The 22,929-nt window shown below is 60.5% G+C and carries 22 protein-coding genes; 6 read left to right on the forward strand and 16 right to left on the reverse strand.

Going from position 1 to position 22,929, the window contains the following annotated elements; translation table 11 throughout:
• Positions 1-56 precede the first annotated feature (56 nt).
• From MUN79_RS12810 to MUN79_RS12830, 5 genes are all read right to left on the reverse strand, one after another.
• Positions 57-1,040 carry an alpha/beta hydrolase gene (locus MUN79_RS12810; RefSeq protein ID WP_244678004.1) on the reverse strand — a complete coding sequence of 328 codons (984 nt, stop codon included), beginning with the start codon at positions 1,038-1,040 and terminating at the stop codon, positions 57-59.
• A 4-nt stretch (positions 1,041-1,044) separates the two neighbouring features.
• Complete coding sequence (locus MUN79_RS12815) at positions 1,045-2,679, reverse strand: S1C family serine protease (RefSeq protein WP_244678005.1); 1,635 nt, start codon at positions 2,677-2,679, stop codon at positions 1,045-1,047.
• A gap of 135 nt (positions 2,680-2,814) precedes the next feature.
• Positions 2,815-3,645: a pseudouridine synthase gene (locus MUN79_RS12820; protein ID WP_244678006.1), complete on the reverse strand. Its 831-nt coding sequence runs from the start codon at positions 3,643-3,645 to the stop codon at positions 2,815-2,817.
• A 223-nt stretch (positions 3,646-3,868) separates the two neighbouring features.
• Positions 3,869-4,603 (reverse strand): LytR/AlgR family response regulator transcription factor, encoded by a 735-nt coding sequence (locus MUN79_RS12825; protein WP_244678007.1) that lies wholly within the window; start codon positions 4,601-4,603, stop codon positions 3,869-3,871.
• 1 nt (position 4,604) lies between these two features.
• A complete protein-coding gene (locus MUN79_RS12830) occupies positions 4,605-5,339 on the reverse strand; it encodes a sensor histidine kinase (RefSeq protein WP_244678008.1) in 735 nt (244 codons plus the stop codon).
• Between MUN79_RS12830 and MUN79_RS12835 the strand changes: the two genes are divergently transcribed.
• Positions 5,268-5,960 carry an ABC transporter permease gene (locus tag MUN79_RS12835; RefSeq protein WP_244678009.1) on the forward strand — a complete coding sequence of 231 codons (693 nt, stop codon included), beginning with the start codon at positions 5,268-5,270 and terminating at the stop codon, positions 5,958-5,960. The genes MUN79_RS12830 and MUN79_RS12835 overlap by 72 nt on opposite strands.
• Before the next feature lie 17 nt (positions 5,961-5,977).
• Here MUN79_RS12835 and MUN79_RS12840 read toward each other — a convergent pair whose 3' ends face one another.
• Positions 5,978-6,379, reverse strand: a complete 402-nt coding sequence (locus MUN79_RS12840; RefSeq protein WP_244678010.1) for a hypothetical protein — start codon at positions 6,377-6,379, stop codon at positions 5,978-5,980.
• A 123-nt stretch (positions 6,380-6,502) separates the two neighbouring features.
• Positions 6,503-8,545 carry a VWA domain-containing protein gene (locus tag MUN79_RS12845; protein WP_244678011.1) on the reverse strand — a complete coding sequence of 681 codons (2,043 nt, stop codon included), beginning with the start codon at positions 8,543-8,545 and terminating at the stop codon, positions 6,503-6,505.
• Positions 8,546-8,743: 198 nt separating this feature from the next.
• On the opposite strand from MUN79_RS12845, the gene MUN79_RS12850 reads away from it, so the two are divergent.
• Positions 8,744-9,244, forward strand: a complete 501-nt coding sequence (locus tag MUN79_RS12850; protein ID WP_244678012.1) for a hypothetical protein — start codon at positions 8,744-8,746, stop codon at positions 9,242-9,244.
• Positions 9,245-9,887: 643 nt separating this feature from the next.
• Positions 9,888-10,682: a hypothetical protein gene (locus tag MUN79_RS12855; RefSeq protein WP_244678013.1), complete on the forward strand. Its 795-nt coding sequence runs from the start codon at positions 9,888-9,890 to the stop codon at positions 10,680-10,682.
• Between the two features lie 17 nt (positions 10,683-10,699).
• On the opposite strand, the gene MUN79_RS12860 is transcribed toward MUN79_RS12855, so the two are convergent.
• The 3 genes from MUN79_RS12860 to fabG form a co-directional block, all read right to left on the reverse strand.
• A complete protein-coding gene (locus tag MUN79_RS12860) occupies positions 10,700-11,398 on the reverse strand; it encodes a YiiX family permuted papain-like enzyme (RefSeq protein ID WP_244678014.1) in 699 nt (232 codons plus the stop codon).
• A gap of 95 nt (positions 11,399-11,493) precedes the next feature.
• Positions 11,494-12,141: an HlyD family secretion protein gene (locus MUN79_RS12865; RefSeq protein ID WP_244678015.1), complete on the reverse strand. Its 648-nt coding sequence runs from the start codon at positions 12,139-12,141 to the stop codon at positions 11,494-11,496.
• Between the two features lie 341 nt (positions 12,142-12,482).
• Positions 12,483-13,232: a 3-oxoacyl-[acyl-carrier-protein] reductase gene (fabG, locus tag MUN79_RS12870; protein WP_244678016.1), complete on the reverse strand. Its 750-nt coding sequence runs from the start codon at positions 13,230-13,232 to the stop codon at positions 12,483-12,485.
• Positions 13,233-13,448: 216 nt separating this feature from the next.
• Here fabG and MUN79_RS12875 point away from each other — a divergent pair, with 216 nt between their 5' ends.
• The gene (locus tag MUN79_RS12875) at positions 13,449-14,693 is read left to right on the forward strand and encodes an NAD(P)/FAD-dependent oxidoreductase (protein WP_244678017.1); all 1,245 of its coding nucleotides are present in this window, start codon (positions 13,449-13,451) and stop codon (positions 14,691-14,693) included.
• Between the two features lie 248 nt (positions 14,694-14,941).
• On the opposite strand, the gene MUN79_RS12880 is transcribed toward MUN79_RS12875, so the two are convergent.
• Together MUN79_RS12880 and MUN79_RS12885 are read right to left on the reverse strand one after the other, a co-directional pair.
• On the reverse strand, positions 14,942-15,712 hold the full coding sequence (locus MUN79_RS12880) for a tetratricopeptide repeat protein (protein ID WP_244678018.1): 771 nt from the start codon (positions 15,710-15,712) through the stop codon (positions 14,942-14,944).
• 187 nt (positions 15,713-15,899) lie between these two features.
• Positions 15,900-16,547 carry a tetratricopeptide repeat protein gene (locus tag MUN79_RS12885; RefSeq protein WP_244678019.1) on the reverse strand — a complete coding sequence of 216 codons (648 nt, stop codon included), beginning with the start codon at positions 16,545-16,547 and terminating at the stop codon, positions 15,900-15,902.
• A gap of 237 nt (positions 16,548-16,784) precedes the next feature.
• Here MUN79_RS12885 and lpdA point away from each other — a divergent pair, with 237 nt between their 5' ends.
• A complete protein-coding gene (gene lpdA / locus MUN79_RS12890; protein WP_244678020.1) occupies positions 16,785-18,179 on the forward strand; it encodes a dihydrolipoyl dehydrogenase in 1,395 nt (464 codons plus the stop codon).
• A gap of 106 nt (positions 18,180-18,285) precedes the next feature.
• On the opposite strand, the gene MUN79_RS12895 is transcribed toward lpdA, so the two are convergent.
• The 4 genes from MUN79_RS12895 to MUN79_RS12910 all read right to left on the reverse strand — a co-directional run bounded on the left by MUN79_RS12895 (position 18,286) and on the right by MUN79_RS12910 (position 21,394).
• Entirely contained in the window at positions 18,286-18,735 is a 450-nt protein-coding gene (locus MUN79_RS12895; protein WP_244678021.1) for a hypothetical protein, read from the reverse strand.
• 68 nt (positions 18,736-18,803) lie between these two features.
• A complete protein-coding gene (locus MUN79_RS12900) occupies positions 18,804-19,346 on the reverse strand; it encodes a hypothetical protein (RefSeq protein ID WP_244678022.1) in 543 nt (180 codons plus the stop codon).
• 90 nt (positions 19,347-19,436) lie between these two features.
• On the reverse strand, positions 19,437-20,390 hold the full coding sequence (locus MUN79_RS12905) for an energy transducer TonB (RefSeq protein WP_244678023.1): 954 nt from the start codon (positions 20,388-20,390) through the stop codon (positions 19,437-19,439).
• Positions 20,391-20,464: 74 nt separating this feature from the next.
• A complete protein-coding gene (locus MUN79_RS12910; RefSeq protein ID WP_244678024.1) occupies positions 20,465-21,394 on the reverse strand; it encodes a DMT family transporter in 930 nt (309 codons plus the stop codon).
• A gap of 133 nt (positions 21,395-21,527) precedes the next feature.
• Here MUN79_RS12910 and MUN79_RS12915 point away from each other — a divergent pair, with 133 nt between their 5' ends.
• Positions 21,528-22,865 carry a replication-associated recombination protein A gene (locus MUN79_RS12915; protein ID WP_244678025.1) on the forward strand — a complete coding sequence of 446 codons (1,338 nt, stop codon included), beginning with the start codon at positions 21,528-21,530 and terminating at the stop codon, positions 22,863-22,865.
• The last annotated feature ends 64 nt before the right edge of the window (positions 22,866-22,929 follow it).

Consider the following 22,929-nt stretch of genomic DNA (forward strand, 5'->3'; position numbering starts at 1 on the left):
CCGCCGGATTTTCTGCCAGCGGGGCAGGAAAACAGGCCATGGTTGCAGCCGCAACCTTATAACTGCTGCAGAAACCCGCTGATTGTCAGTTGCCACTCCTGCGGGTACCTACGCCAGTACGGCTCGTGGCCGGCGCCGGGAAAGATGTGGCGCTGCTTGGGGCCTTGCAGGGCCGCGAAAATAGCGTCGGTTTCGGTCCGGGTTACGCGTGGGTCGGCTTCGCCCCACATGAGCAGGGTAGGAACGGTTACCTTCTTGGCAAATTGGGTGGCGTCGAGGTCGAAGGCCCAGAAGCCGTTTTGCACCCCGCCCCAGAACACGAGCAGGTTGGCCATGGGGAAAGCCGGCACGTGCATGGAGCCGAAGCGGTTCTGGGCCGTTTGGAGCATGCTGCCGTAAGGACACTCCACAATATTGGCTGCGGGCCGGACGCCCAACTCACTTTCGGCCCGCAGAATGGCCACGGCGCCCATGGAAGCCCCGTAAAGAACAATAGGCGTGGTAGAACCCTGCTCCTGCAGAAACGTGAATACCGCTTTTACATCCGCCGATTCGCGGAAGCCGACCGTGGTTTGGAAGCCTTCGGAGCCACCGTTGCCGGCGAAATCAACCAGCAGCACGGAGTAGCCCAGCTGGCGAAACGTGCCGGCCTCGGTCAGCAGCTTGGACTTGTTGCTGGTGTAGCCGTGAAACAGGGCCACGGTGCCCCGGGCATTGTCTACCGGACTATACCAGCCCTCTAACTTACCGTTCGGACTGGGGATAGTAACCGTGCGAAAGGCAAAAGCCGGGACGACGAGGTTGCGAGGCTTGGGGTTTTTGATGCCGGTGAGCAGCACCCAGGTCTTATCCAGGGGGGAAAGCTGCTCGGGGTTGTCGGTATGGGTGCCGGGCTCGTCGGTGAAGTGGGTGAAGCGCCAGGCGTGCAGAAAGGCTACGGCGTTCAAAGCCAGAAAGCCCAGCAGCAGGGCCCAAAGCACGTAGCGCGTCCGGGAGGGACGCGCTACGGTAGAAGTACGGTGGAAACGAAACCAGGCCATATGGCTAGTCGACAAACTTGAGCTGCAGAGCGTCGGAAACCTGCTCGGCGGGAATGGCGAAGCCGATGCCCTCGATGCCGCGGCCCACGAGCTTGGCATTGACAATGCCCACGAGCTGGCCGCTGCGGCCCACCAGAGCACCGCCGCTGTTGCCGCCATTGATGCTCACGTCGGTTTGCAGGAACGAGTGGCCCTCAATCTTGCGCCGGCCGCTGATAATGCCCTTGGTGATGCTCTGGCCCAGCTCCTTGTCAGCCGGGGTGCCAATAGCAAACACGTCGGAACCCAGGTCGCCGGTGGCTTGCAGCGGGAGCTGGAAGGCGCTGAGGCCATCCACGTCCAGCTTCACCAGGGCCAGGTCCATGGCCGTATTCACGCGCACTACTTTGCCTTTGGCTTCGATGCCGTCGGCCATACGCACCTTAACCGTTTCGTCTTCTCCTACCACGTGAGCATTGGTCACCAGGTAGCCGTCGGCGGAAATGATGCAGCCGCTGCCGTGTCCGTCCGTGGTTTCGAGGGTTACCACGCACTTGGCCGCAGCACCCACGCCGTTGTCACCCGTAACCTTGAGGGCAGCCGCACGGTGAATGGCAATGGCGGGCAGCTTCTCATCGGTAGCGGCCGTGGCCGCACTGTTGCCGGCGGGCTTGGCCAGGGCCACAACTACTTCTTTCTGCTCCAAAAAGCCGTAGAGGGCGTTTTCGAAGGCGTCCTCAAACACGGCGTTGCCGCCTTCCTCAAACTTGATGCTGGAGCCGCTGGTTTTTTGCTCGACAACGGTCTGCCGGTTCTGGTTGACCAGTTTCCAGGTTACTTCCACCGTGCATTTGGTCTCGTAATGAGCCATGGCGGCGTAATAGTGGGAGGCGTATACGTCGTACTTAACGTTGCGCATTTCGCCCTGCAGGCTGTAGCGCGCCATGGGGCCGCCACCAAACACGCTTTTGCTTTCCGTTTCCGGTACGCTGTAACCCAGGTCTTTCAGGCTGCCATTGATGCTGTTGCGCAGGTTGTCAGAATCTACGTCCAGCGACTTGCCGAAGTAGAGGATGTCCTTGGGCTGGTTGACGATGTAGGTGCTGCCCATTTTGTCGCCGCCCTTGATGCGCACGTTGATGGGGCCGGCCTGCACGGTCTGGCTGCCCGCTACGGCCTTGGGCTGCCGCGGCATGAGGGGCTTGATTTCCTTTTTACTAAAGCGGCGGTTGGCTCCGCTCAGAGCATCAACCCCGTAGCCGAGCAGCGGCAGCGTGAGTCCGGCCACCAAGGACGTAATGCCAGTGGAGGCGTCTTCTGAGTTGATACCGGTGAATACCAGCGGCAGGGGCAGGTAGTTGAGCCAGATAAGGGCGTTGGTTTTGTCGGGCGTCAGTACTTCGGTGTACTCCTTGTAGCCTTCGTGCTTCACCGTAATTTCCGCGCTTTTGTTGCGGCGCAGGCGAATGCGCATCGCGTCCGAGCGGCCGGCCATTGGCTTGGCTTTTACCTCCTTATTATTTACGTAAATGGTACTGCCGGCTGGCTGGCCCACCACCCGCACCGTTTGGGAGGGCGTGCTTATGATCGTAGCGCAACTGGGTAAAAAAGTAGTAGTCAGCAGCAAGCCACAGACCAAGCGGGTACTGGTTAAATTCATATAAAAACAGTGAGACGATGAAAACCGGGCAATAAGATAGGGGTTATTTAGCTGGATATAGACACGCGTTGCCACTTACTGGAGCACAACCGTACCCCAGGCCTAAAAACAAATGCGAAAGAGGCTGGACAGGCTTTAGCGGCCGCTGCTGCGGCCCCCACCGGTACCGGGCTTTCGGCCGCCTCCGCCTCCAGTAGGCTTGAAGCCCGACTTACCCTTGGGCTTGTCGGCGGAGCTGAAGCGGCCTGGTTTGCCGGCCCCGGCCGGGCGGGAGCCTGCGCCCCCGGCAGCCGGTTTCCGGGAGGAAGCAGCCGGCTTATCCGTAGGCTCGGCTTTGGCGGCGCCAGCGGCCGACTTGGGTGCTGTGGTTCGCTCACCGGGCATTTTGGTGGCCGAGTAGGCCGAGCGCAGCTTGGCTGCTTCGGCTTCGGTCAGCTCGCGCCACTGGCCGGGCTTGAGGCCATCCACGGGCAAATGGGCAATCTGGGTACGGACCAGGCGCAGGGTAGGGAAGCCCACGGCGGCCGTCATCTTGCGCACCTGCCGGTTCATGCCCTGCGAAATCGTGATTTTCAGCCAGGAAGTAGGAATGGCAGCCCGGAAACGGATGGGCTTACTACGCTCCCACAAATCGGCGGGCGGTGCGGGCAGCAGCTCGGCTTCGGCTGGGGCAGTATAGCTGGTTTTAATATCGACGCCGCGGCGCAACTGGGCCAGGGCTTCCTCGGTCGGAACGCCTTCTACCTGGGCCAGGTAGGTTTTCGGCACCTTGTAACGGGGCTCGGAGAGGCGGTGCTGCAGGCCTTTATCGTCGGTGAGCAGCACCAGGCCCTCGCTGTCGTAGTCGAGGCGGCCGACGGGATACACACCGGGAACGGGCACGAAATCTTTGAGCGTGGCGCGGCCGTTCTCATCAGTGAATTGGGTGAGAACTTCGAAGGGTTTGTTGACAAGAACGTAGCGCATCAGCAGAAAAACGGGGTAAGAAAAAGCAGAAGACAAGGTGCCCCTGGCCGCAGCTCCACCCCAAGGGTCGGGAGCCATGGGCCGGGAAGTGCCGCCCGTTTGGCCCGCAACGGGCTCCGGGGCGCACCCGACGCGGGGCTAGCCGACAAAGGTACCAATAACCGGCAGCACCGGACCTGCTATTATCCAAAATTCGTGCGTGGCGGTGCGCACTCCGGCGCCTCTAGAGCTGGTTGTGGGTCCGGATCAGGGCGACGAAAGAGTCGCGGTAGGTGTCGCCGATGGGCAGCAGCCGGCCGTCCACCTGCACTTTACCCCGCTCCACGTGCTCAATCCGGTTGAGGGCCACCAGAAAAGACTTGTGAATGCGGGCAAACTGTTCGGCGGGCAATACTTCCTCTACCCGGCGAAACGACTGGAGCGTGAGGATTTTGCCCTGATTAGTATAAATAAGCAGGTATTCCTTCCTGCCCTCTATGTAGAGGATGTCGTCGAAAGCCACGCGCTGCAGCCGGTTTTCGTGCTTCACGTACATGGCTTCGGGAGCCGACGGGGCTTCCGGCAGTGGGGCAGGCAGGGGCAGAAATGACTGGCGCACCTTGTTGACGGCCTGCAAAAACCGCTCGAAGGCAATGGGCTTGAGCAGATAGTCTGTCACGCTGAGCTCGTAGCTGCGCACGGCGTAGGCGTCGTAGGCCGTGGTCAGCACGATGCGCGGGCCGCCGGCGGGCAGCAGTTGGGCTAGTTGCAAACCCGTGAGGCGGGGCATGTGAATATCGAGGAATACCAGGTCTACGGCATGATCCTGCAGGTAGGCCAGGGCCGCCAGGGCGTCGTGAAACTGGCCGCACACGTGCAGAAAGGGCACCTGGGCGCAGTAGTCGGCCAGCACGTCCAGGGCCAGGGGCTCGTCGTCGATGATGACGCAGTTGATTTTGCGCGAGGCTTCTGATTCCATGTTAGCGGGGCATCGGGGAGGGCGGGGCCAGGGTCAGCACCACCGTGTGCTCCTGCGGCTGGCGGTCGACGGTTAGGGTATGACGGTTGGGATAGAGCAGATTGAGGCGGCGGCGCAAGTTAGCCAAGCCCAGGCCGCCGGGCTGGCCTTCCAGTTGCTGGGCCAGGGCATCTACGAAGTTGTGCACCGCAAAGCGCAGTTCCCCGGCTTCACTCAGCGCAACGGCCAAACGCACGGCCTGGGGCCGCACCGATAAATCCCCGTGCTTAAAGGCGTTTTCGACCAGGGGCAGCAACAGCATGGGCGCAATGGGGTAGGAAGAATCAGCCGGAATTCCGGACTCCTGAAAGGCAACCGCCGTGGCCGCTTCACCGGGCAGGCGCAGACGCTGCAGGTCCAGAAAGCTGCGGATATTGGCCAGCTCCTTGTGGAGCAGCACCTGCTCCACGTTCGACTCGTAGAGCATGTAGCGCATGATTTCGGAAAGCCGCAGCACCGCTTCGGGGGCCCGGGCCGACTGCTGCTTGGTTAGGGAATAGATGTTGTTGAGCGTATTGAACAGAAAGTGCGGGTTGACCTGGGCCTTGAGCAAGGCCAGCTCGGTGAGCAGGTTTTGCCGCTCCAGTTCCCGGCGGTTGCGCTGGGCGGGGGCGCCCTGCCCGTAGTGCTCAACTTTCTGATTTTCTACTTCAAGGGCGACAAGCTGCTGCGGCCCGGCCAGAATCCGTGGGCGCACTACGTGTACATGAGTTGGCAGTCGGCCTCGGTGCTGCTGCTGCCGCTGTTTCTGATTTTGCTGACCAGCCTGCTGGTGGCCATCGAAAACAAAGCCACGGCCTGGAAGCACCTATATGCACTGCCGGTGGGCCGGGGCGCGGTGCTGGGCAGCAAGCTGCTGGTGCTGCTGCAACTGAACCTGCTGGCCCAGGTGGTATACGTGGTGCTGCTGCTGGCTTCGGGTAAGCTGCTGGGCTCGGTGCGGCCCGAGCTGTTGTTTCAGCAACACGCCGCACCCCTAACTGGCGTGTTGCTGCTGCTGGCTCACACGTTTGTGGCAACGCTGGGCGTGCTCGGTATTCAGTACGTGGCGGCTTTGTGGTGGCGGAGCTTTGCCGTACCGCTGGCCCTGGGAATCGGGGGCCTGGTGGCGGCTCTCACGCTGCTGCGCTGGGAGTACATCGACTGGGTTCCCTACGCAGCCCCGGTCCGGGTTCTGCACGGCATTAGTGAGCAGCCCGATGGTACACTCCTGATTCAACCCGGTGTGAGCGTAGCCGAGTGGACCAGCTTGGGCTGGTTTGCGGCGGCTGTAGTTGTAGGCTACGCGCTGCTGTTATTTCGCCAGCGGGCAGACTAACCGAGCACAGGCATTGCCTAGCGTCGCTTGAGCCGGTGGCTTGGAATCAGCTGTACCACGTCGCCGCTGGGGTACACCACGAATTCGCCACTGTCGCGGCTTACGTCCCCGCCTTTGGTTTGCTCCCGGTAGTCGTGGCGCACGAAGGTGCCAATCTGAGCCGCGCCGTTGGCTACTTTGGGAGGGGCGGCCGGCTGGGCAGCGCTGTCGGCGTTAAGCTGAGCCAGGCTGGTCAGATACGCTACGGAATCCTGGCGGGTATAGGGCTTGGTGTCGAATTTGCCGGCCCGGTAGCTGGCCGGGTCGCCCATGCGGTTGCTTACGTATTCGGATACAGCCGATTCAGCGCGCTTTTCCGGGGAGTTGTTGCAGCCGACCAGCAGCGAAAGAGCGGAAAAAAGGAAAAATCCGTGTTTCATAGCAGATGCGAAAGTACCGTTAAAAGTAAGGCGAATTTGCCCTTCGCGAGCTGTTGAACGATGGTTGCTTGGCCTACAACAACCGCGGCAACGCCCCGCGAAGGGCAGCTTCACGTTACAGAATTAGATGCCGCCGGAGTATTTGCGGGTGGCCCACTCGGCCGTAACCAGGGCCAGCAGCAGGAAAAACAGCCATTTCAGGTTAATCAGATCCTTTAGATCATCCTGACTGTAGAGCACCGGCTTGGCATTGGCCTTCTGAATATCCTGGGTGAGCTGGGCAAACTGGCTGGGATAATACAGGCGGGAGCCGCTGCGGCGGGCCAGCTGATAGAGCAGGTTGTGGTCGGCGCGGGCTTCCAGGGTTTCGAGCTGCTGCTCCTGTACCAGCAGCTCGCCGCGGTCCTGCTGGGCCTGCCCACCAAGAGTGGCGCTGGCCGCGTAGCGGTATAGGCCGCCGGGCAAATTGCCCAGGTGCAGCGGGGAGCCGTCCTCACTGTTGGTAAAACTGAAAGTGCGGGTGCGGCTCTGCTCGTCGGTTAGCGTCAGCTTGATTTGCTGGCCGTAAATCCGCTCGAAGATGGCGTTATAGGTTTCGGCGGCAAAGGTCACGTCGTCAGCGGTGCTGAAGGCGTCCTGGGTGGGGTACACGTCGAGGCGCTTCTTGTTGGCATTGGCCGTGAGCAGCTGCAGGGTCCGGATGATGAGCCGGTCGTAGGCCTCGGGCCGGTCGGCGTGGTCGGCGGCTTCCTGCAGGCGCCACTGCCAGCTGCCGTCGGTGAGCAGCGTAGCCTGGCGCTGGCTCGGACTGCCGCCCAACACCAGCAGGGGCTTCTGGGTTTTGAGGCGGCCCACCTGCTGATACAAGGCTACTTCAGCCCCGCTGTTTACCCGCAAATCCCCGAAGGGCACGGCGGCCGGCGGATACGCCGCGAAGCGTCGTAAGGCATCTTCCTCGAAGGTGAAGCGCGAAAAGCTGGGGTTGAGTACCGGGGTTACCTCGTCGGTCTGGGAGCCGCGGGGCGTGATGGTCAGGCCCGAGCCGAAGGTGTTGTAGGCGTTGAAATCGGACTGGGCCCCCACGATGTAGAGGGTCGGAATCTTGCGGCTCTTCACGGCGGCCAGCACCTCGGCCCCCACGCCGCCTCGGGCGGGCAGCTGGTGCAGAATGGCCACGTCGAAGTCCTGGGCCTGCAGGGGCGTGATGCCGGGCAGGTAGGTAGTCAGGGCGAAGTTGTCGTTTTGCTGAATGGCGGCCCGCAACGCCTTCAAATCGGGGTGGGGGGCCGCGCCGGCCAGCAGCACTTTCAGCTTGCCCTTCACCACGTCGATGTAGGCGCTTTTGCTGTTGTTGAGCGTGGTAAACTCGCCGGCCAGGGGCTGTACTACCACTTCGTAGCGGTGCTTGCCTGGGGCATTGGCCGTGAGCAGAAAAGTCGTTTTCTGGCTGCGGCGGCTGCCGGTAAGTGGTACGCGCCGGGTTTCGAGCACCCGGCCGTTTTCGCGCAGCTGCACCGAAGCTTCCCCGCTGCTAAAGCCGCTGTAGTCAATTTCGGCCTCCAGCGGAAACCGGTTGCCGCTGAAGGCCACACGGTTGTAAGTCAGCTGGGCCAGGCGCGCGTCCTTCTTGGGCAGGGTGTCGCCCACGGCCACGCTGTAAATCGGGAAGTTGAACTCGGAATACACCGGGCTCCGGCCCTGGTTCACGATGCCGTCGGAGACGAGCACCACCCCGGCCAAGTTGCGCCCGTCGTAGCTTTCCCCGATGCCGGTGAGCAGCCCGTCGAGGTCGGAGGCCGCTGCCTGAAACCGCAGGGAATCGGGCCGGGCCGGGCGGGCCCCGGAGTTGAGCGTCCGGGTTTCGACCTGAAAGCCTTTGTCGCGCAGGGCTGCCGCCAGCTGGGTCAGGCCCGTTGTGGCCTGGCTGAGCACGGGCTGGGGCGTAAACAGGCCCACCGACTGGGAGTTATCCACGGCCAGCACGATGGTGGGCTGCTCCTTGGTGGTCGTGGTGGTTTTGATGAAGGGCGAGAGCAGCAGAAAGCACAGAAAGCTCACAACCACGAAGCGCAGGGCGGCCAGGGCGTAGTTTACCGGCTTGCTCCAGGGAGCCTTAGCCGAGTACAACAGGGCCGCGTAACCCGCACCCACGGCCAGGCACAGCAAGATTAACCAGGGAGAAGCAGCGGTGGACAGCAAAGGCGAAGGGCGAAGAATGGAGCACTAAGAACCCGAAAACCAGCCGGGAAGTTGCTTGCTAAGCAGCATAGCGTCGTGCTGACGAACAGATCAGGGCGAAGTTAGGCACAGAATGGGTTCCGTACCGTCCGGTTTCTATATTGGGCAAAAGTGCGTTGGCAAGCTATGGAAGCAAACAGAAAGAAGCTTCACACTTGGAACCGCTGGACTACTCACTTGCTGGCGCTGGTAATGGGCCTAGCAGGTGGCGCGCTGGCCATGCAGTATAATTGGCTGGCCGGTCCGTACGAAACTGTTCCTAAAGAAATTATTCGGGAGCCGCCCCCGCCAGGAGCCACTTGGTGCGTGCCCGAGGCGAGTCTGCACATAGCCACGCAATTTCAAAAAGAGTTAGTGCAGGAGTTAAAACGCGTAGGACAGGATCAGCTGGATAGTGTTGTACTGGCCCGCACGGTGAAGAAGATTAATAGCCAGTATAACTCCAACATCAGGCACTTAACGGTAATAACTTTACATAAAGGCCGCTACGAGGTGCTGGCTTCCGACGGGTTTGATAATGCGACGCTAGTCACGAATGAGGGAACCTACAAGCTGCACTCAATTCCGATAAAATTTCACGAAAAGTACGATAGTCTGGTTGCCGCCCGCTTTGCCCGCCGACACTAGGAATAAAGAGCTATGCAGAGATTATTCCCGGTGCTGTTCGTCGTTGCCTGCGTGTTGGTGTTGCTTTGGGCTAAATTGTCTGTCACAGAACCAAAGCCCCTGGTTATTTCTGCGAGCCAGCACCCTCTGGCCCTGGATTGGGAAGATACCCTGGTTCTGCACGCGGCAGGGCCACCCTGTACGGAGTGGGGCGGACGCCGGGAAGTTATAAAGATCTATTTAGATTACAGACAGGGGCGGAGTGAGGGGCTAGGTTATGACCAGGGTTATCTGGCGCCCCGAATTGCTACGTTGTTTCGGGATACGATTTGTCCGAATCCAGGCACCAAGACCAAGACGCCACCGGTCTTGGTCGGTTCCGTACCGCTTCGCCTTACTGATGAAGCTGCTGTAGTTAGATATATGCAACAGCTCCTGCCGTATAGCTTGAAATTAAGCATGCCCTTCTCCGAGAGTAGCATATATTCTGTCAGATTATATGCCGGAACAAGAAAGCATCTGGAATTTGTGTTCTATGACAGTAGATATGAATGGAGTGGGTTTGAACCGCTAAGGCGTAAGATATTTAAAGACAAATAGGTAGAAAAAGCGGAAGCACGCACCGGTATAGATTATCCGTGGCCGAATCTGCCAGTATTAAAGAATGAGTAAACTGATCCTCATTGCGTTGTTGCTTTTGGCCAGTTCCTTTGCCAGGGCTCAGCAGCAGAAACTTTCTGCCTGGCAAAAAGAGGCAGGGTCTCTTGATGACAAGGTATTTGACATCACCTATTCGAGTGACGACTGGGTGGTTTGCAAGGTCGGCACCGATATTATGGTGAGCCGGCCGAAAGCCAGATACGTGCCCGTCCGCGGTGACTCGCTGACCATCCCTATGGGCCGCCTGAAACCCGAGATTAACTATCGATACGGGGTGAAAGTAGTTAAAAAGGTCTCGGACGGCTTTTTAGTCGGCATCGATGACGGGGAGAACGGGGGCGGACTGTGGTTCCTCAGCAATGATGCTACAGTGCAGTACCGGATGGCTAACACCTACCGAATCCGGTGGATATTCGAATTCCAGTCGAAGCTATACGCCATACATAGTAGGGGTAGAGCAGGTGCAGGCTTGGGCTCCGGCGGTATTCTGGAAATTACCCGGAATGCCACCGGCCAGTGGGAATCGGAAACCATGATACGTCTGGCCGAGGCTCCCAAGCTTACGGTAGTGTCTGCCAACCGGGTCTATATTCTAACCGACGAACATCTGGGTATTCTAAACAGTGACCTGACGCTGACAACCGTACTACGGGGGCCGTATAAGTGGGGCATGCTGCAACCGTCGTCGATGGTGATTGACGGGCCGGACTTGTACATCGGCACGCGCTGGGGCGTTTTCAAAATAAAGGCCTTCGAGAGCAAGCCCGAGTACGGCTGGTACATCCCACCCAGCCACTAGGTGGCGGAGCTGCCGGCCTACCGCACCGTCACTAGTTCCTTTCTTTCCAACATCCGGACGGGGGAAATAACCTTTTCGTTTAGCGGAATAGTCTTCCCGTACCGCTCCCGCAGCTTGGCTTGCACGGCCGGGTGGCTCAAATCAAACTCGCGCAGGGTTTGGAGCTGGCCGATTTCGCGGCCGGTGGCGGTTTTATACATCTTCCAGAGCAGCTCCGAGCAATAGATTCGCTCGTCGCTCCAGCCGAAGTAGAGGTCGTAGTTTTTGCCCGCGTACTGCCGGCCAGCCGCTTGCAGGCGCTGCAAGGTCGCTGGAGTCAAGACCTGTTCGGCGTCGCGCAGGCGCTTTACCACAAACTTGCCATCCTTGCCGCGGGCTACCCATTTCGTGAGCGAGGTTTCGCTTACCGGCTGCACGGCCTCAAACACCCGCCATTCCGAGCCCCGCCGAAACAGGATGCCGCAGTGGCTGTAGGCCGACTTGGTGGCCAGCTGAATAGCCTGGCTCTGCGCCGATTGGGAAGTCTGAAAAATAAGGTCGCCGTCGTGAAGCTTAGGCGCTGCCTGAGCCACGGCGGCAGTGGCCCGGCGGGCGGCCTGGTAGCGGCCCAGGCGGCGAGCCACGCGGGGGTAGGCGGCCCCAGCCACTAGCAAAAGAACGAGCAAGGCAGCTACAGCGCCTTTGGTGGTAATTTTCAACGGGGCAGCAGGGGCCATACAAAACGGGGAAGTGCCGTTAAACCTACCTACAAACCCGCGTTTCGGCAAGAACGTCACGCTGAAGCCGCCGGTCGGGCCGTGCTTGGCGGCTTCTACTTCTGTGCCTCGGCCACCGTAGCTGCGGTCCCGGCCGGGTTGGCCGCTACGCTCAGGGCGGTGCCCACGGCCGCACCGATCACCGATTTGCGCAACTGCAGCTGTAGCTCGGGCTTGGCCGTAGTCCCGCTCCAGCCCGTTACTTTGCCCCGTACCGCAGCCCCCAGCGTGTTGGCCAACGCTACCTGCACACTGTCGCCGGGATGCAGCCGCTGGGCCGCGGCCGGGTGCAGGCGCACGAGCAGACGGGTCTGGTCGGTGAGGGTGGTCAAGGGCGTTTGGGGCGTGAGCATTTCGCCTACCTGGGCCTGGGCCCGGGCCAGCACCCCGTCGTGTGGGGCGTTGAGGTAGGCAATGGCGTTAGAGGAGCGTACCCGCAGTTTGGCCAGCACCTGACCCCGCCGCACGTATTGGCCCTCATAAAAGTAGCTTTCCACCAGCGTGCTGGGTGCCACCACTGCAATGGGGCTGGCCACGAAGCTTACCAGGCGGCTGGCCGTCTGGGGAGTGGCCTTCACCCGCAGCTTGGTCATGGGTTGCGCCGCCGGGGCCTTGGCTAAATACGCGGTCTGGGGAAGCAGCTGAGCAGAGGCGAGGCCAGTGGTAAGAAGGGCAAGCAGGATAGAGGATACCAGAAATTTCATGTGCAAGGGTGTTGGCGCACAATAGGTAGGAGTCGGGCAGCCAACGGTAAAGTATTTCAACCTAGCCAGAAAAGGCTAGTCAGATAGACGAACAAGAACGGGCTTTACTTTAAAAAGGCTGGATTAATCTTTTGTGAACCGTTCCTGAAAAGTCAGGACGGCTACTAACCACCACCGAGGAGGATTGTTCGGCTCCGCGCGGATTGGGCGCCCCGAGGCCCGGGGCTAGGTCAGCCTCTGAGGGCCGACACGCCTGCGGCGGGAAACTGCACTCCATAAAAAAAGCAGCGCGGAACCGAAGCTCCGCGCTGCCCGCAACGCTTTTCAAGAATAAATTGATGTTAGGTCAGCATGCCGCCGTCTACCTGCAGCACCTGCCCGCTGATGTAGCTGCTGTCGTCGGAGGCCAGGAAGGCGGTGGCTTTGGCTACGTCTTCGGGAGTGCCACCGCGGCGCAGCGGAATGGCCTTGCGCCACTCGTCTACCTGCTTGGGGTCGAGGGCATCGGTCATTTCAGTTTCGATAAAGCCGGGAGCAATGGCGTTGCAGCGGATGTTGCGCGAGCCCAGCTCCAGGGCCACCGACTTGGTAAAGCCGATGATGCCGGCTTTGGAGGCGGCGTAGTTGGCCTGCCCGGCGTTGCCTTTGATGCCCACCACCGAGCTCATGTTGATGATGCTGCCGGCTTTGGCGCGCATCATGGGCTTGGTGGCGGCCTTGGTCAGGTTGAAGACCGACTTGAGGTTGACGGCCAGCACCTGGTCCCACTGCTGCTCGCTCATGCGCATGAGCAGGCCGTCCTGGGTAATGCCGGCGTTGTTTACGAGAATATCCAGCTTGCCAAACTCGGCCACCACGTCTTCCACCAGCTTTTCGGCCTGGGCGTAGTCGGAGGCATCGGAGCGGAAGCCTTTGATTTTAGTGCCGTGGGCCGCCAGCTCCTGTTCCAGCTGCTGGCCTTGCTCCACGCTGGAGAGGTAGGTAAATGCCACATTAGCCCCAAGCTGGGCGAAATGCGCCGCAATGGCGCGGCCAATTCCTTTGGAAGCACCCGTAATGAGGGCCACTTTTCCGTCGAGCAGTTTCGTCATGCGGCGAAGATAGGTTTTTTGGGTTATGGTAATTCGTTTTGGCTACTGACCCAAGGCGGCTAACCCACAGTTTCCCTTCCCGGGCCCTCTGAGCAGTGGCCTAGGGCCCGCCCCGGATGCTAAGGGAAGCTCCGCATTAAAGGCAAAGTTCCCATCTTCGTAGCCCGGTTTGGCTTTGCCGCTCTAAAAACCGACCACGAATACCCAAAATCACCCATGCGCCACGTCGATATCTGTATTCTGGGAGCCGGGCCGGGTGGCGCAACCGCCGCGCTCCACTTAGCCAACGCGGGCCAGCCGGTGCTGCTGCTGGACAAAGCCACGTTCCCGCGCGACAAAATCTGCGGCGACGCGCTCAGCGGCAAGGTGCTCAGTGAACTGCGCCGTTTGGGCCCCGACCTGCCCGGTCGTCTTTCGGCCTCAGTGGCGCAGGTGCCGTCCTGGGGCATCGACTTTTTCGCGCCCAATGGGCAGCGGCTGGCCGTGCCTTTTCAGCCGCACTACGACAAGACCGTGGATGCATCGGCCGGCCACGTAATGAAGCGCCTCGACTTCGACAATTTCCTGGTGGAGGAAGTACGCCGCCGGCCCGAAATCGAGCTGCTGGAAGGTGCCGACGTGGCCCAGCCCGAGCGTACCACCGATGGCCGCTGGCTGCTGCGCACCACCGATGGTCGGGAAATAGCCTCGGCTCGGTTGCTGCTCGTGGCCAATGGTGCCCAATCGGCCTTTGCCCGCCAGATTGCCGGTCATGCCCTGGAGCCAGCCCACCACTGCGCCGGGGTTCGGGCCTACTACGAAGGCGTGACCGGCCTGAGCCCCGACAACTTCATTGAGCTGCACTTCATCCAGGATTTTCTGCCCGGCTACCTCTGGGTTTTTCCGCTGCCCAACGGGCAGGCCAACGTGGGAGCGGGCATGCTGACCAAGGCTGTGTCGGCCAAAAAAGTAAACCTGCGGGAGCGAATGACCGAAATGCTCGAAACCCACCCGGCCCTGAAAGAGCGGTTTCGGGAGGCCAGACGCCTGGGGCCGATAAAGGGCTTTGGCCTGCCGCTGGGCTCGAAGCGGCGCGTGATTTCCGGAGCCGGCTACCTGTTGCTCGGCGACGCGGCCTCACTGATTGACCCGTTCAGCGGAGAAGGCATCAGCCACGCCATGGTCAGCGGGCGGCACGCGGCCGACTGGGCTACCCGCGCCCTGGCCGCCAACGACACTTCTGGCGCCTTTTTGCAGCAGTACGATACGGCTGTGTACCGGCGCCTGGGTCAGGAGCTGCGCCTGAGTCACTGGCTGCAGCGGCTGCTGCAGTTTCCGGCCCTGTTCAACTTCGTGGCCAACCGCGCCGCCAACAACCCCACGCTGGCCGAAACCATTTCGGGCATGTTCCTGGACCTGGACCTGCGGGAGCGGCTGCGCCAGCCCAGCTTCTACCTCAAGCTGCTCTTCGGCCGGAAATAAAGTTTAGTTGTTCTTTGTTGGTTGTCAGTTGTTAGGCCTTGTTGTGTCGTCTGTCATCCTGAGCGGAACGAAGTGGAGTGAAGGACCTTCCTCCTTTATCCCGCTAAAGCTCTTGCCAACGTGCAAAAGCCCTTTACCAGCAGGTGGTAAAGGGCTTTTTACATTTAAGGAACCTTGTTACTCATCAGAGGAAGGTCCTTCGCAGAGTTCAGGATGACAGTCGTATGCTAACAACCAGCAACTAAAATCTACTCTTTGCCAGCGTAGCGACGCAGGCTCTTGTTGGCATCGGGGTTGAGCTTGGCGGCTTTTTCCAGGTCGGTCTGGGCTTCCTTGGGCTTGTTGATAGACGAGTAGCTGATGCCGCGGTATTCCCAGGCGTCGGCGTAGGCGCTGTCGATGGCAATGGCCTTGGTGAAGTCGGGAATAGCTCCCTTGAAGTTGAAGAGCTGCATTTTGGCCGCCCCGCGGCCGAAATAAGCTTCCTTGTCGTCGGGGCGGTACTTCAGGGCCTTGCTGAAGTCACTGATGGCAGGCGTATATTCTTTGAGCTTGAGCCGCGTCAGGCCCCGGCTGTAGTAAGCCTCCGCGTTGGTCGGCTTCAGGCGCAGGGCCAGGTTGTAGTCTACCAAAGCCTCGCGGTAGTCTTTCAGGTGGCTTTTGGCCTTGGCCCGCAGCAGCAGAGCATCCACGTCGCGGGGCTTGGTCTTCAGAGTCACATCGGCCGTGCGGATGTCGGCCTTGTAGTCGGCGTTGTTCTTGCGGGCCGCCGGCTCTACCACCGGGACCGTAGCCGCCGCGCCGGGGCTCGTAGCCCCCGTGGCTGGAGTAGCGGCCGAAGCCGAGGCACTGGCTGAAGCATCAGTTATGGCCGAAGCCGTGGGCAAACGGGGCGCCGAGGTTTCCGTAGCAGTGGCGCGGCGGGAGCCGGGCGTGTCCTGCTCGGCGGTGGAGGCGCACTGGGTAGTAAGCAGAACCGTAGCGGCACCCGCTATGGAGTAGAGTAAGAAGTTTTTCATTTCGTAAAAAGCAGATAGTCAGAAGAGACTTCACAAACCAACGCGGCGTCGGGGGCCTCCAACGGAGGGGTTCCCGCGCGCTCAGCGTGTAGACGTGAAGTTGCCCGAGAGGTTGTGCTTTTTCATAAAAAAAGCGCCCCAACCAAGCCGGTTGGGGCGCTTAATGGACTAGGCTGCTGGCGGCGGGCTATTTCGAGGGACGGTAGCGCTTCAGCGTCTTGGCGGCTTCGGGGTTGAGCTTGGCGGCCTTCTCCAGATCCTGCATGGCCAGGGCGTCCTGGCCGGCGTGGGAATAGCACACGCCGCGGTACTCAAGGGCGTCGGCATTCTCGGGCTCCTGCTCAATAATGGCCCCGAAATCCGGAATAGCGCCCTTGAAGTTTAGCATCTTCATGCGGGCCACACCCCGGTAGAGCAGGCTGGACTTGTTCTTGGGGTCCACCTTGAGAATCTTGGTGAAGTCGTTGACGGCTTGCTGAAACATTTCTCCGCGCAGGTAGGCCGTGCCCCGCAGGTACAGCCACTCCTGGTTGGTGGGCTGGGTCCGCAGCAGGGCCGTGTAGTCGGCCACGGCTTCTTCGTAGTCTTTGAGCTCAAGGTGGGCTGTGGCGCGGGTCAGGCGGGCCTCGGCGTCCTTGGGCTTGGTTTTGAGCGTGGCATCAGCGGCTTTAATCTGAGCTTTGTATTCGCTGTTGGAAAGCCGCTTGGCCGGGGTGGCCGCCGCGAAGCTGCTGGTGGCTACCACGGGCGTAGCGCTGGCCGGGGCGGCTGTTTGGGCATGGGCGGCCGGCAAAGCCAGGGCGCTGAGAATCAGAAAAGTGTAGTAGTGTTTCATCTGGTAGGTACGGTTGGGGTCAGAGCAGAAAGCAGGCGGAGGAAAAACGTTGCTGCGGGTAGCGAACCTCACGGCTCAGGATGAAGCAGCGGCCAAGTGCGGGAAGACAGATTCGCTCCTTATCTTTACCGCACCAGAGGGAGCCGCTGAAGGCCCGCTGGCAGATTCTTTCGTTACCACAAAAAGAGTTGTTCTCCCGGTAAGGATAAAACAATTCTTTATAAAACACAAACTAATATGGCATTGCAATACGACCTGGTCGTTATCGGCAGCGGCCCCGGAGGCTACGTAGCCGCTATTCGGGCTTCCCAGCTCGGCTTGAAAGTAGGCGTGGTAGAGCGGGAGTCGCTCGGCGGAATCTGCCTGAACTGGGGCTGCATCCCAACCAAAGCCCTGCTCAAAACGGCCCAGGTGTATGAGTACCTCCAGCACGCTCAGGACTACGGTCTGAAGGTAGGCGAAACGGGCTTCGACTTTGAGGCCGTGATTAAGCGCAGCCGCGGCGTGGCCGATGGCATGAGCAAGGGCATCAACTTCCTGTTCAAAAAGAATAAAATCGACACCGTAGCGGGCGTGGGCAAGCTGCTGGCTCCCGGCAAGGTGGAAGTAACCAAGGCCGACGGCTCGAAAGAAACCGTGGAGGCCAAGCACATCATCCTGGCTACCGGCGCCCGTTCGCGTGAGCTGCCCGCGTTGCCGATTGATGGCAAGAAAATCATCGGCTACCGTCAGGCCATGGTGCTGCCTTCGCTGCCCAAGAAGATGGTGGTAGTAGGCTCGGGTGCCATTGGCGTCGAGTTTGCCTACTTCTACCGCACGATGGGTACCGAGGTAACGGTGGTGGAATACCTGCCCCGCATCGTGCCCGTGGAAGACGAGGAAGTGTCGCGGCAGATGGAGAAGTCGTTCAAGAAAATCGGCATTGAGGTTATGACCTCGGCCGAGGTAACGAAGGTGGACACCAGCGGCGAAGGCTGCAACGTGACCATCAAAACGGCCAAAGGCGACCAGCAGATTGCCTGCGATGTGGTGCTGAGCGCCGCTGGCGTAGTAACCAACCTCGAAAACCTGGGCCTGGAAGAGCTGGGCATCAAGGTGGAGAAGGGCCGCGTAATTGTGGACGACTACTACCAGACCAACGTGCCCGGCATCTACGCCATCGGCGACATCGTGCCCGGCCCGGCGCTGGCCCACGTGGCTTCGGCCGAGGGCATCATCTGCGTCGAGCAGATTACCGGTCACCACCCCGAGCCGCTCAACTACCAGAACATTCCCGGCTGCACCTACGCCCAGCCCGAAATTGCCTCGGTAGGTCTCACCGAGAAGGAAGCCCGCGACAAAGGCTTCGACGTGCTAGTGGGCAAGTTCCCCTTCTCGGCTTCGGGCAAGGCTTCGGCCGCCGGCGCCAAGGACGGCTTCGTGAAGGTTATCTTCGACAAGAAGTACGGCGAGTGGCTGGGCGCCCACATGATTGGCTCCAACGTGACGGAAATGATTGCCGAGGTAGTCGTAGCCCGCAAGCTCGAAACCACCGGCCACGAAATCATCAAGTCGGTGCACCCGCACCCCACGATGTCGGAAGCCGTGATGGAAGCCGCTGCTGCTGCTTACGGCGAGGTGATTCACCTGTAAGGTTTTCGTATTCAGCGTAAGCAAAAAGGCCCGTTGCAGCAATGCAACGGGCCTTTTTGCTTTATGGCGTTGGCCTCTCTAATAGCGAGTAGAAAAATAGCGCAGATTAGCCAAAAAACCAGTTGAAAATGGTTTCGATACCGGTTTTGATTCCAATGCCAATGCCTACCAGCAGGGACACTAGCAAGAAGAGTCCAACTGCAAGCCAGCTATATGCCTGTAGATTATCGGCCAGAGAGTTCGGCTCCGCCGGGGGCTGGGAGGCAGCGCTGTAGGTTACCGGTTCCACATAGTCGATGGACGTGTCGCCATCCAGCCAGTCATTCTCTTGAAATTCAAGCGGGATTAGGGTTTTCGTCTCGTGGGCCAGCGTTTCGTCTACCTGGTCGGCAGCGCGCAGGAGCCCGGCGGCAAAAAGACGCAGGCCCTGCTTGTTGGCCCGGATAAAGCTTTCGTCGGGCCCGTCGCCTTGTTGAAAAATGCCAAAATAGGCTTCGGAAGCCGGGGTTTCCGCGGCTAGCTTGTTCGCAAATTCCGTTACTTCTTCGGGCGTCATTCGGGGCTATTTGGAGCTGCCTGGGCAACCCCGCGCCCAACCTTTTGCAAGGACTAAGCCGCCGGCTGCTATTGGCGCAAGTTAGCCAGATAACCTTCCACTTTTATGTCCAGCTGCTGCCACTTGCCGCGGTTGGCGAAGGTGTACTCGCGGTAGCAGGCCAGAAAGGCTTCGGTTTCCTGCTGCACCGGCAGCAGTTCCTCGGCTGGGCCGCCGGCGGCCTGCTCGTAGTCGGCGGCCAGGGCGTAAATCCAGCCCACTTCCTGGTCGGAGTGCACCAGGGTGCGCAGGCGGTACAGGGAGCGAATCAGCTGACTCAGCGGCCAGCGGCCCGTGGCCCACTGCTGCTGTAGCCAGCCCAACAGGGGCCGGGCTGAGTACGTTTCGGCAGCAAAGGCCGTTTTCAGGTAGGTTGGCACCCGGGGTTTGCCCGTGCGCAGCAAGCCGTAGAGGGTGATGAAAAACTCTTCGGGCTCTTCTTCGCGCCACAGCACCTCGTCTACCCAGTCGCTTACCTCGGCCAGCGTGAATAGCTCCAGCAGGAGCCCGAGGCGCACGTAGTAGGCGGCTTCCCGCGTTGGTAAACCCTGTAATTCCGCGTCCAGATTCATGCCTTCAGCCGAAATAGTGTGTTGCTTCTTACCCTATACGTAAAATAAGGCAGTCTGGTAAGCAACGCAACCCCAGCTTATTACCAATGGCTATCTGGGCAGGGCCACTATGGCTTGTGGCAAGGGCAGGCCGGGGTTATCGGGTTGCAGGCGCTGATCCAGGGTGGCTTTATCCGGCTTGAACTCCGGCTGTAGGGGCTGGCGCATGTTCCAGGTGCCCACATAGTGCAGCTGCCCCGGCCGCACCTCGAAGATAAAGCGAGTGTCGGATAGGGTAGGGCCGTTGCGGGGCTTGCGTATCTGCTCTACCCCGTAGCTATACTCATAGCTGTAGAGGGCGTAGCGGCCCGGCGGCAGGGCCACGCAGAACTCGTTTTCCTGGCGGCTGCGCATCACCGGCTTCACCAGGATGCGGACTACTTTATGGGTGGTCAGGTTGTGCAGACGCACGTACTGGGCCAGGCCGCCGCTGCTGAAGCCTAGGCGCTGCACGAAACTGCCGTAAATCACGCCTTTATCGGCGGGCAGGGCAGTACGGCCGCCGGGCCAGCTGGAGGTTGGAAATACAATGGCCCGGCCGGGGGCCAGGTCGAGCGAATCGGCGGCTAGGGGCTGGGGCTCCTGGGTGAGACTAAAGGTGACGGGCACCGTGTACACCACCGCCACCGGCCGCCCATTCTGGGTGCCCGGCTGCCAGCGGATAGGCGCCAGCTGCCGCAAGAGGCGCAGCGCCTCCGCATCCAAGTCGGCCCGCAAGCCTTTGTCCAGCTTCAGCTTGGTAAATGCGCCCGTCGAGTCTACGGTAAAAGACAGCACAACCTTGCCCTGCAGCCCGTCGCGCAGAGCCTGGGGCGGGTAGCGCAGACTGTCGCGAATCAGAGCCAGCAGCCGGGGCTGGCCACCGGGAAACACCGGCATTGCTTCAGTGTAGGTATAAGGCTTGGGGGCCGCCGTGGCAGGGTTGGCTGGTTTGGTTTGCCCAAAGGTCAAGGTCGAGCAGCAGGAGAGAATAAGCAGCAACAGGCCGCCGCGGAAAGACAACATAGATGGTAGGTTACAGATGAGCCGTAAACCGAGCGTAACTTCAAATTTACACAAACCTACCCAACTACTCTTGTCTAATCCTGCATGGCTTCCAGGGGCACAGCGGCGGGTGCGGGTTTGGGCTTGCGACTCACCAGAAACACACCCGCGAAAATAAGCGCCGCCTGCCCAGCCCGGGCCCAGGTGAAATGGTCTTTGCCCAGACCTACGGCAATAAGCACCGCCAGAATGGGCTGCAGATAGATGTAGACGCCCAGCAGGGCAGGGGAAGCATATTTCAACGCCCAGTTGTTGAGCAGGTAAGCCAGAATGGTCAGGCAGACAATCATGTACACGATTTCGGCCCAGATGTAGAGCGGGAAGCTGCTGTAGTCGGCCGAAAGGGCACCACGCCAGCCGAAGGGCACGGCCAGGAAAGCGCCCACCAGAAAAATGCGGGCCAGCACCGTAAACGGGTGGTATTTGCGCATCAGCGGCGTGACGATGACCAGATACACCCCGAAAGCCGTGGCGTTGAGCAGAATAAACAGGTTGCCCAGCATGGCGTTCGGGTACACAATGCCACCCGCCGCCCGGCTCAGAATCACCGTCGCGGCCCCGATGCCGCCTAGCCCGATGCCCAACACCCGCAGCAGGGTTATTTTCTCGCCCAGCAGCACGGCCGAGGCAATGACCACCACAATCGGGGCAATGGTTTGCAGCAGGGAGGCATTGATGGGCGAGGTCAGGTTCAGGCCCGAAAAGAACAGCAGCTGGTTGCCGCCAATGCCGATAAGCCCGCACAGAATTGCCCGGATGTTGTCGGCCCGACCCACGATACGGTCGTGGGGTGCCACCAGCCGGCTGACGACAGCAAAGAACAGGGCCGCGCCCAGAATCCGCAGGGTCACAATGCCGAAGGGCCCCATGTAGTGCGGCATGACATCTTTGGACAAGCTGTAGTTGGCCGCGTAAATGACGGCCACCACGAATAAAGCCGCGTGGACGCGGAGCGTATTTTTCATCAGCGGCAAAGGTAGAACAGGAACCGTGCGTGAGATGCACGAGTAACCACGGCCGGGCTTGGGAGTTTTCTTCTGGGCTCGTCCCAAACGCCACGCCGCCCGGCGCCGTACCTTTAGGCCTCATTCCTTTCTTATGGCTACCGGCTCCCTTTTCGACTCCGAACCTTCTTCCGCAGCGCCCACCCGCCCGCCCGTGTCAGCCAGCGCCCCGCTGGCCGAGCGCCGCCGCCCCCGCACCCTCGACGAGTACGCCGGGCAACAGCACCTCATCGGTCCCGACGGGGTGCTGCGCCGCTACCTCAACGCCAAGCGCCTGCCTTCCCTGATTTTGTGGGGCCCGCCCGGTGTGGGCAAAACCACCCTGGCCCACCTGCTGGCCGAGGCCCTGGGTCAGCCCTTTGCCGCCCTGAGCGCTGTGAATGCCGGGGTAAAAGACGTGCGCGACGTCATCGAGAAAGCCAAGCGGCAGCGGGGCACGGTGCTGTTTATCGACGAAATTCACCGCTTCAGCAAGTCCCAGCAGGATGCCTTGCTGGGAGCCGTGGAGCAGGGCATCGTCACGCTCATCGGGGCGACTACCGAGAATCCCTCGTTCGAAGTCATTCCGGCCGTGCTCAGCCGGGCCCAGGTATACGTGCTGGAGCCCCTGAGCAAGGACGTGCTGACCGAGCTGGTGGATAAAGCCCTGGCCGAGGACGAGGTGCTCAAGCAGAAAAAGGTGCGCGTGGCCGAGTACGGAGCCCTGCTCCTGATTTCGGGCGGCGACGCACGCAAGCTGCTCAACCTGCTCGAAATCGTGGTGGAATCAAGCCGGCCCGACCCCGCTACCGGCGAAATCGTCATTACCGACGCCGTGGTGCAGCAGCTGGCCCAGCAAAACCTGGCCCGCTACGACAAGGGCGGGGAAATGCACTACGACGTCATTTCGGCCTTTATCAAGAGTATCCGCGGCTCCGACCCCAACGCGGGCCTCTACTGGCTGGCCGTAATGCTGGAAGGCGGCGAAGACCCCAAGTTTATTGCCCGCCGCCTGCTCATTCTGGCTTCCGAAGACGTGGGCAACGCCAACCCCAATGCCCTGATGCTGGCCCAGAGCTGCTTTCAGGCCGTAACAGTTATCGGCATGCCCGAGTCGGACATTATTCTGGGGCAAACGGTGGTGTACCTGGCCACCTCGCCCAAGAGCAATGCCAGCTACAAAGGTATCCGGGAGGCCCGTGCCCTGGTGCGGCAGCAGGGCGTGCAGGCCGTGCCCATCCCGCTACGCAACGCGCCCACCAAGCTGATGAAAGAGCTGGGCTACGGCAACCAGTACCAATATTCCCACGACTACGAGGGCAGCTTCGCCTACCAGGAATTCCTGCCCGACGCCCTGAGCGGCACCGTGTTCTACCACCCCGGCCAGAACCCCGCCGAGCACAAGATGCAGGAGCGCCTGCGCCAGTGGTGGGGCGAGAAGTATGGATATTAATTAATTGCTCTGGTTTTAAAAGAAAGTCATGTCGACCAGCGGGAGACATGACAGTCACAACCAA

This window comes from Hymenobacter cellulosilyticus (genome assembly GCF_022919215.1).
GTDB classification, from domain to species: domain Bacteria; phylum Bacteroidota; class Bacteroidia; order Cytophagales; family Hymenobacteraceae; genus Hymenobacter; species Hymenobacter cellulosilyticus.

Excerpts from the sequence above, each read along its gene's own strand:
- MUN79_RS12810 (WP_244678004.1), bottom strand. The coding sequence starts at position 1,040 with ATGGCCTGGTTTCGTTTCCACCGTACTTCTACCGTAGCGCGTCCCTCC.
- MUN79_RS12815 (WP_244678005.1), bottom strand. The coding sequence starts at position 2,679 with ATGAATTTAACCAGTACCCGCTTGGTCTGTGGCTTGCTGCTGACTACT.
- MUN79_RS12820 (WP_244678006.1), bottom strand. The coding sequence starts at position 3,645 with ATGCGCTACGTTCTTGTCAACAAACCCTTCGAAGTTCTCACCCAATTC.
- MUN79_RS12825 (WP_244678007.1), bottom strand. The coding sequence starts at position 4,603 with ATGGAATCAGAAGCCTCGCGCAAAATCAACTGCGTCATCATCGACGAC.
- MUN79_RS12840 (WP_244678010.1), bottom strand. The coding sequence starts at position 6,379 with ATGAAACACGGATTTTTCCTTTTTTCCGCTCTTTCGCTGCTGGTCGGC.
- MUN79_RS12850 (WP_244678012.1), top strand. The coding sequence starts at position 8,744 with ATGGAAGCAAACAGAAAGAAGCTTCACACTTGGAACCGCTGGACTACT.
- MUN79_RS12855 (WP_244678013.1), top strand. The coding sequence starts at position 9,888 with ATGAGTAAACTGATCCTCATTGCGTTGTTGCTTTTGGCCAGTTCCTTT.
- MUN79_RS12860 (WP_244678014.1), bottom strand. The coding sequence starts at position 11,398 with ATGGCCCCTGCTGCCCCGTTGAAAATTACCACCAAAGGCGCTGTAGCT.
- MUN79_RS12865 (WP_244678015.1), bottom strand. The coding sequence starts at position 12,141 with ATGAAATTTCTGGTATCCTCTATCCTGCTTGCCCTTCTTACCACTGGC.
- fabG (WP_244678016.1), bottom strand. The coding sequence starts at position 13,232 with ATGACGAAACTGCTCGACGGAAAAGTGGCCCTCATTACGGGTGCTTCC.
- MUN79_RS12875 (WP_244678017.1), top strand. The coding sequence starts at position 13,449 with ATGCGCCACGTCGATATCTGTATTCTGGGAGCCGGGCCGGGTGGCGCA.
- MUN79_RS12880 (WP_244678018.1), bottom strand. The coding sequence starts at position 15,712 with ATGAAAAACTTCTTACTCTACTCCATAGCGGGTGCCGCTACGGTTCTG.
- MUN79_RS12885 (WP_244678019.1), bottom strand. The coding sequence starts at position 16,547 with ATGAAACACTACTACACTTTTCTGATTCTCAGCGCCCTGGCTTTGCCG.
- lpdA (WP_244678020.1), top strand. The coding sequence starts at position 16,785 with ATGGCATTGCAATACGACCTGGTCGTTATCGGCAGCGGCCCCGGAGGC.
- MUN79_RS12895 (WP_244678021.1), bottom strand. The coding sequence starts at position 18,735 with ATGACGCCCGAAGAAGTAACGGAATTTGCGAACAAGCTAGCCGCGGAA.
- MUN79_RS12900 (WP_244678022.1), bottom strand. The coding sequence starts at position 19,346 with ATGAATCTGGACGCGGAATTACAGGGTTTACCAACGCGGGAAGCCGCC.
- MUN79_RS12905 (WP_244678023.1), bottom strand. The coding sequence starts at position 20,390 with ATGTTGTCTTTCCGCGGCGGCCTGTTGCTGCTTATTCTCTCCTGCTGC.
- MUN79_RS12910 (WP_244678024.1), bottom strand. The coding sequence starts at position 21,394 with ATGAAAAATACGCTCCGCGTCCACGCGGCTTTATTCGTGGTGGCCGTC.
- MUN79_RS12915 (WP_244678025.1), top strand. The coding sequence starts at position 21,528 with ATGGCTACCGGCTCCCTTTTCGACTCCGAACCTTCTTCCGCAGCGCCC.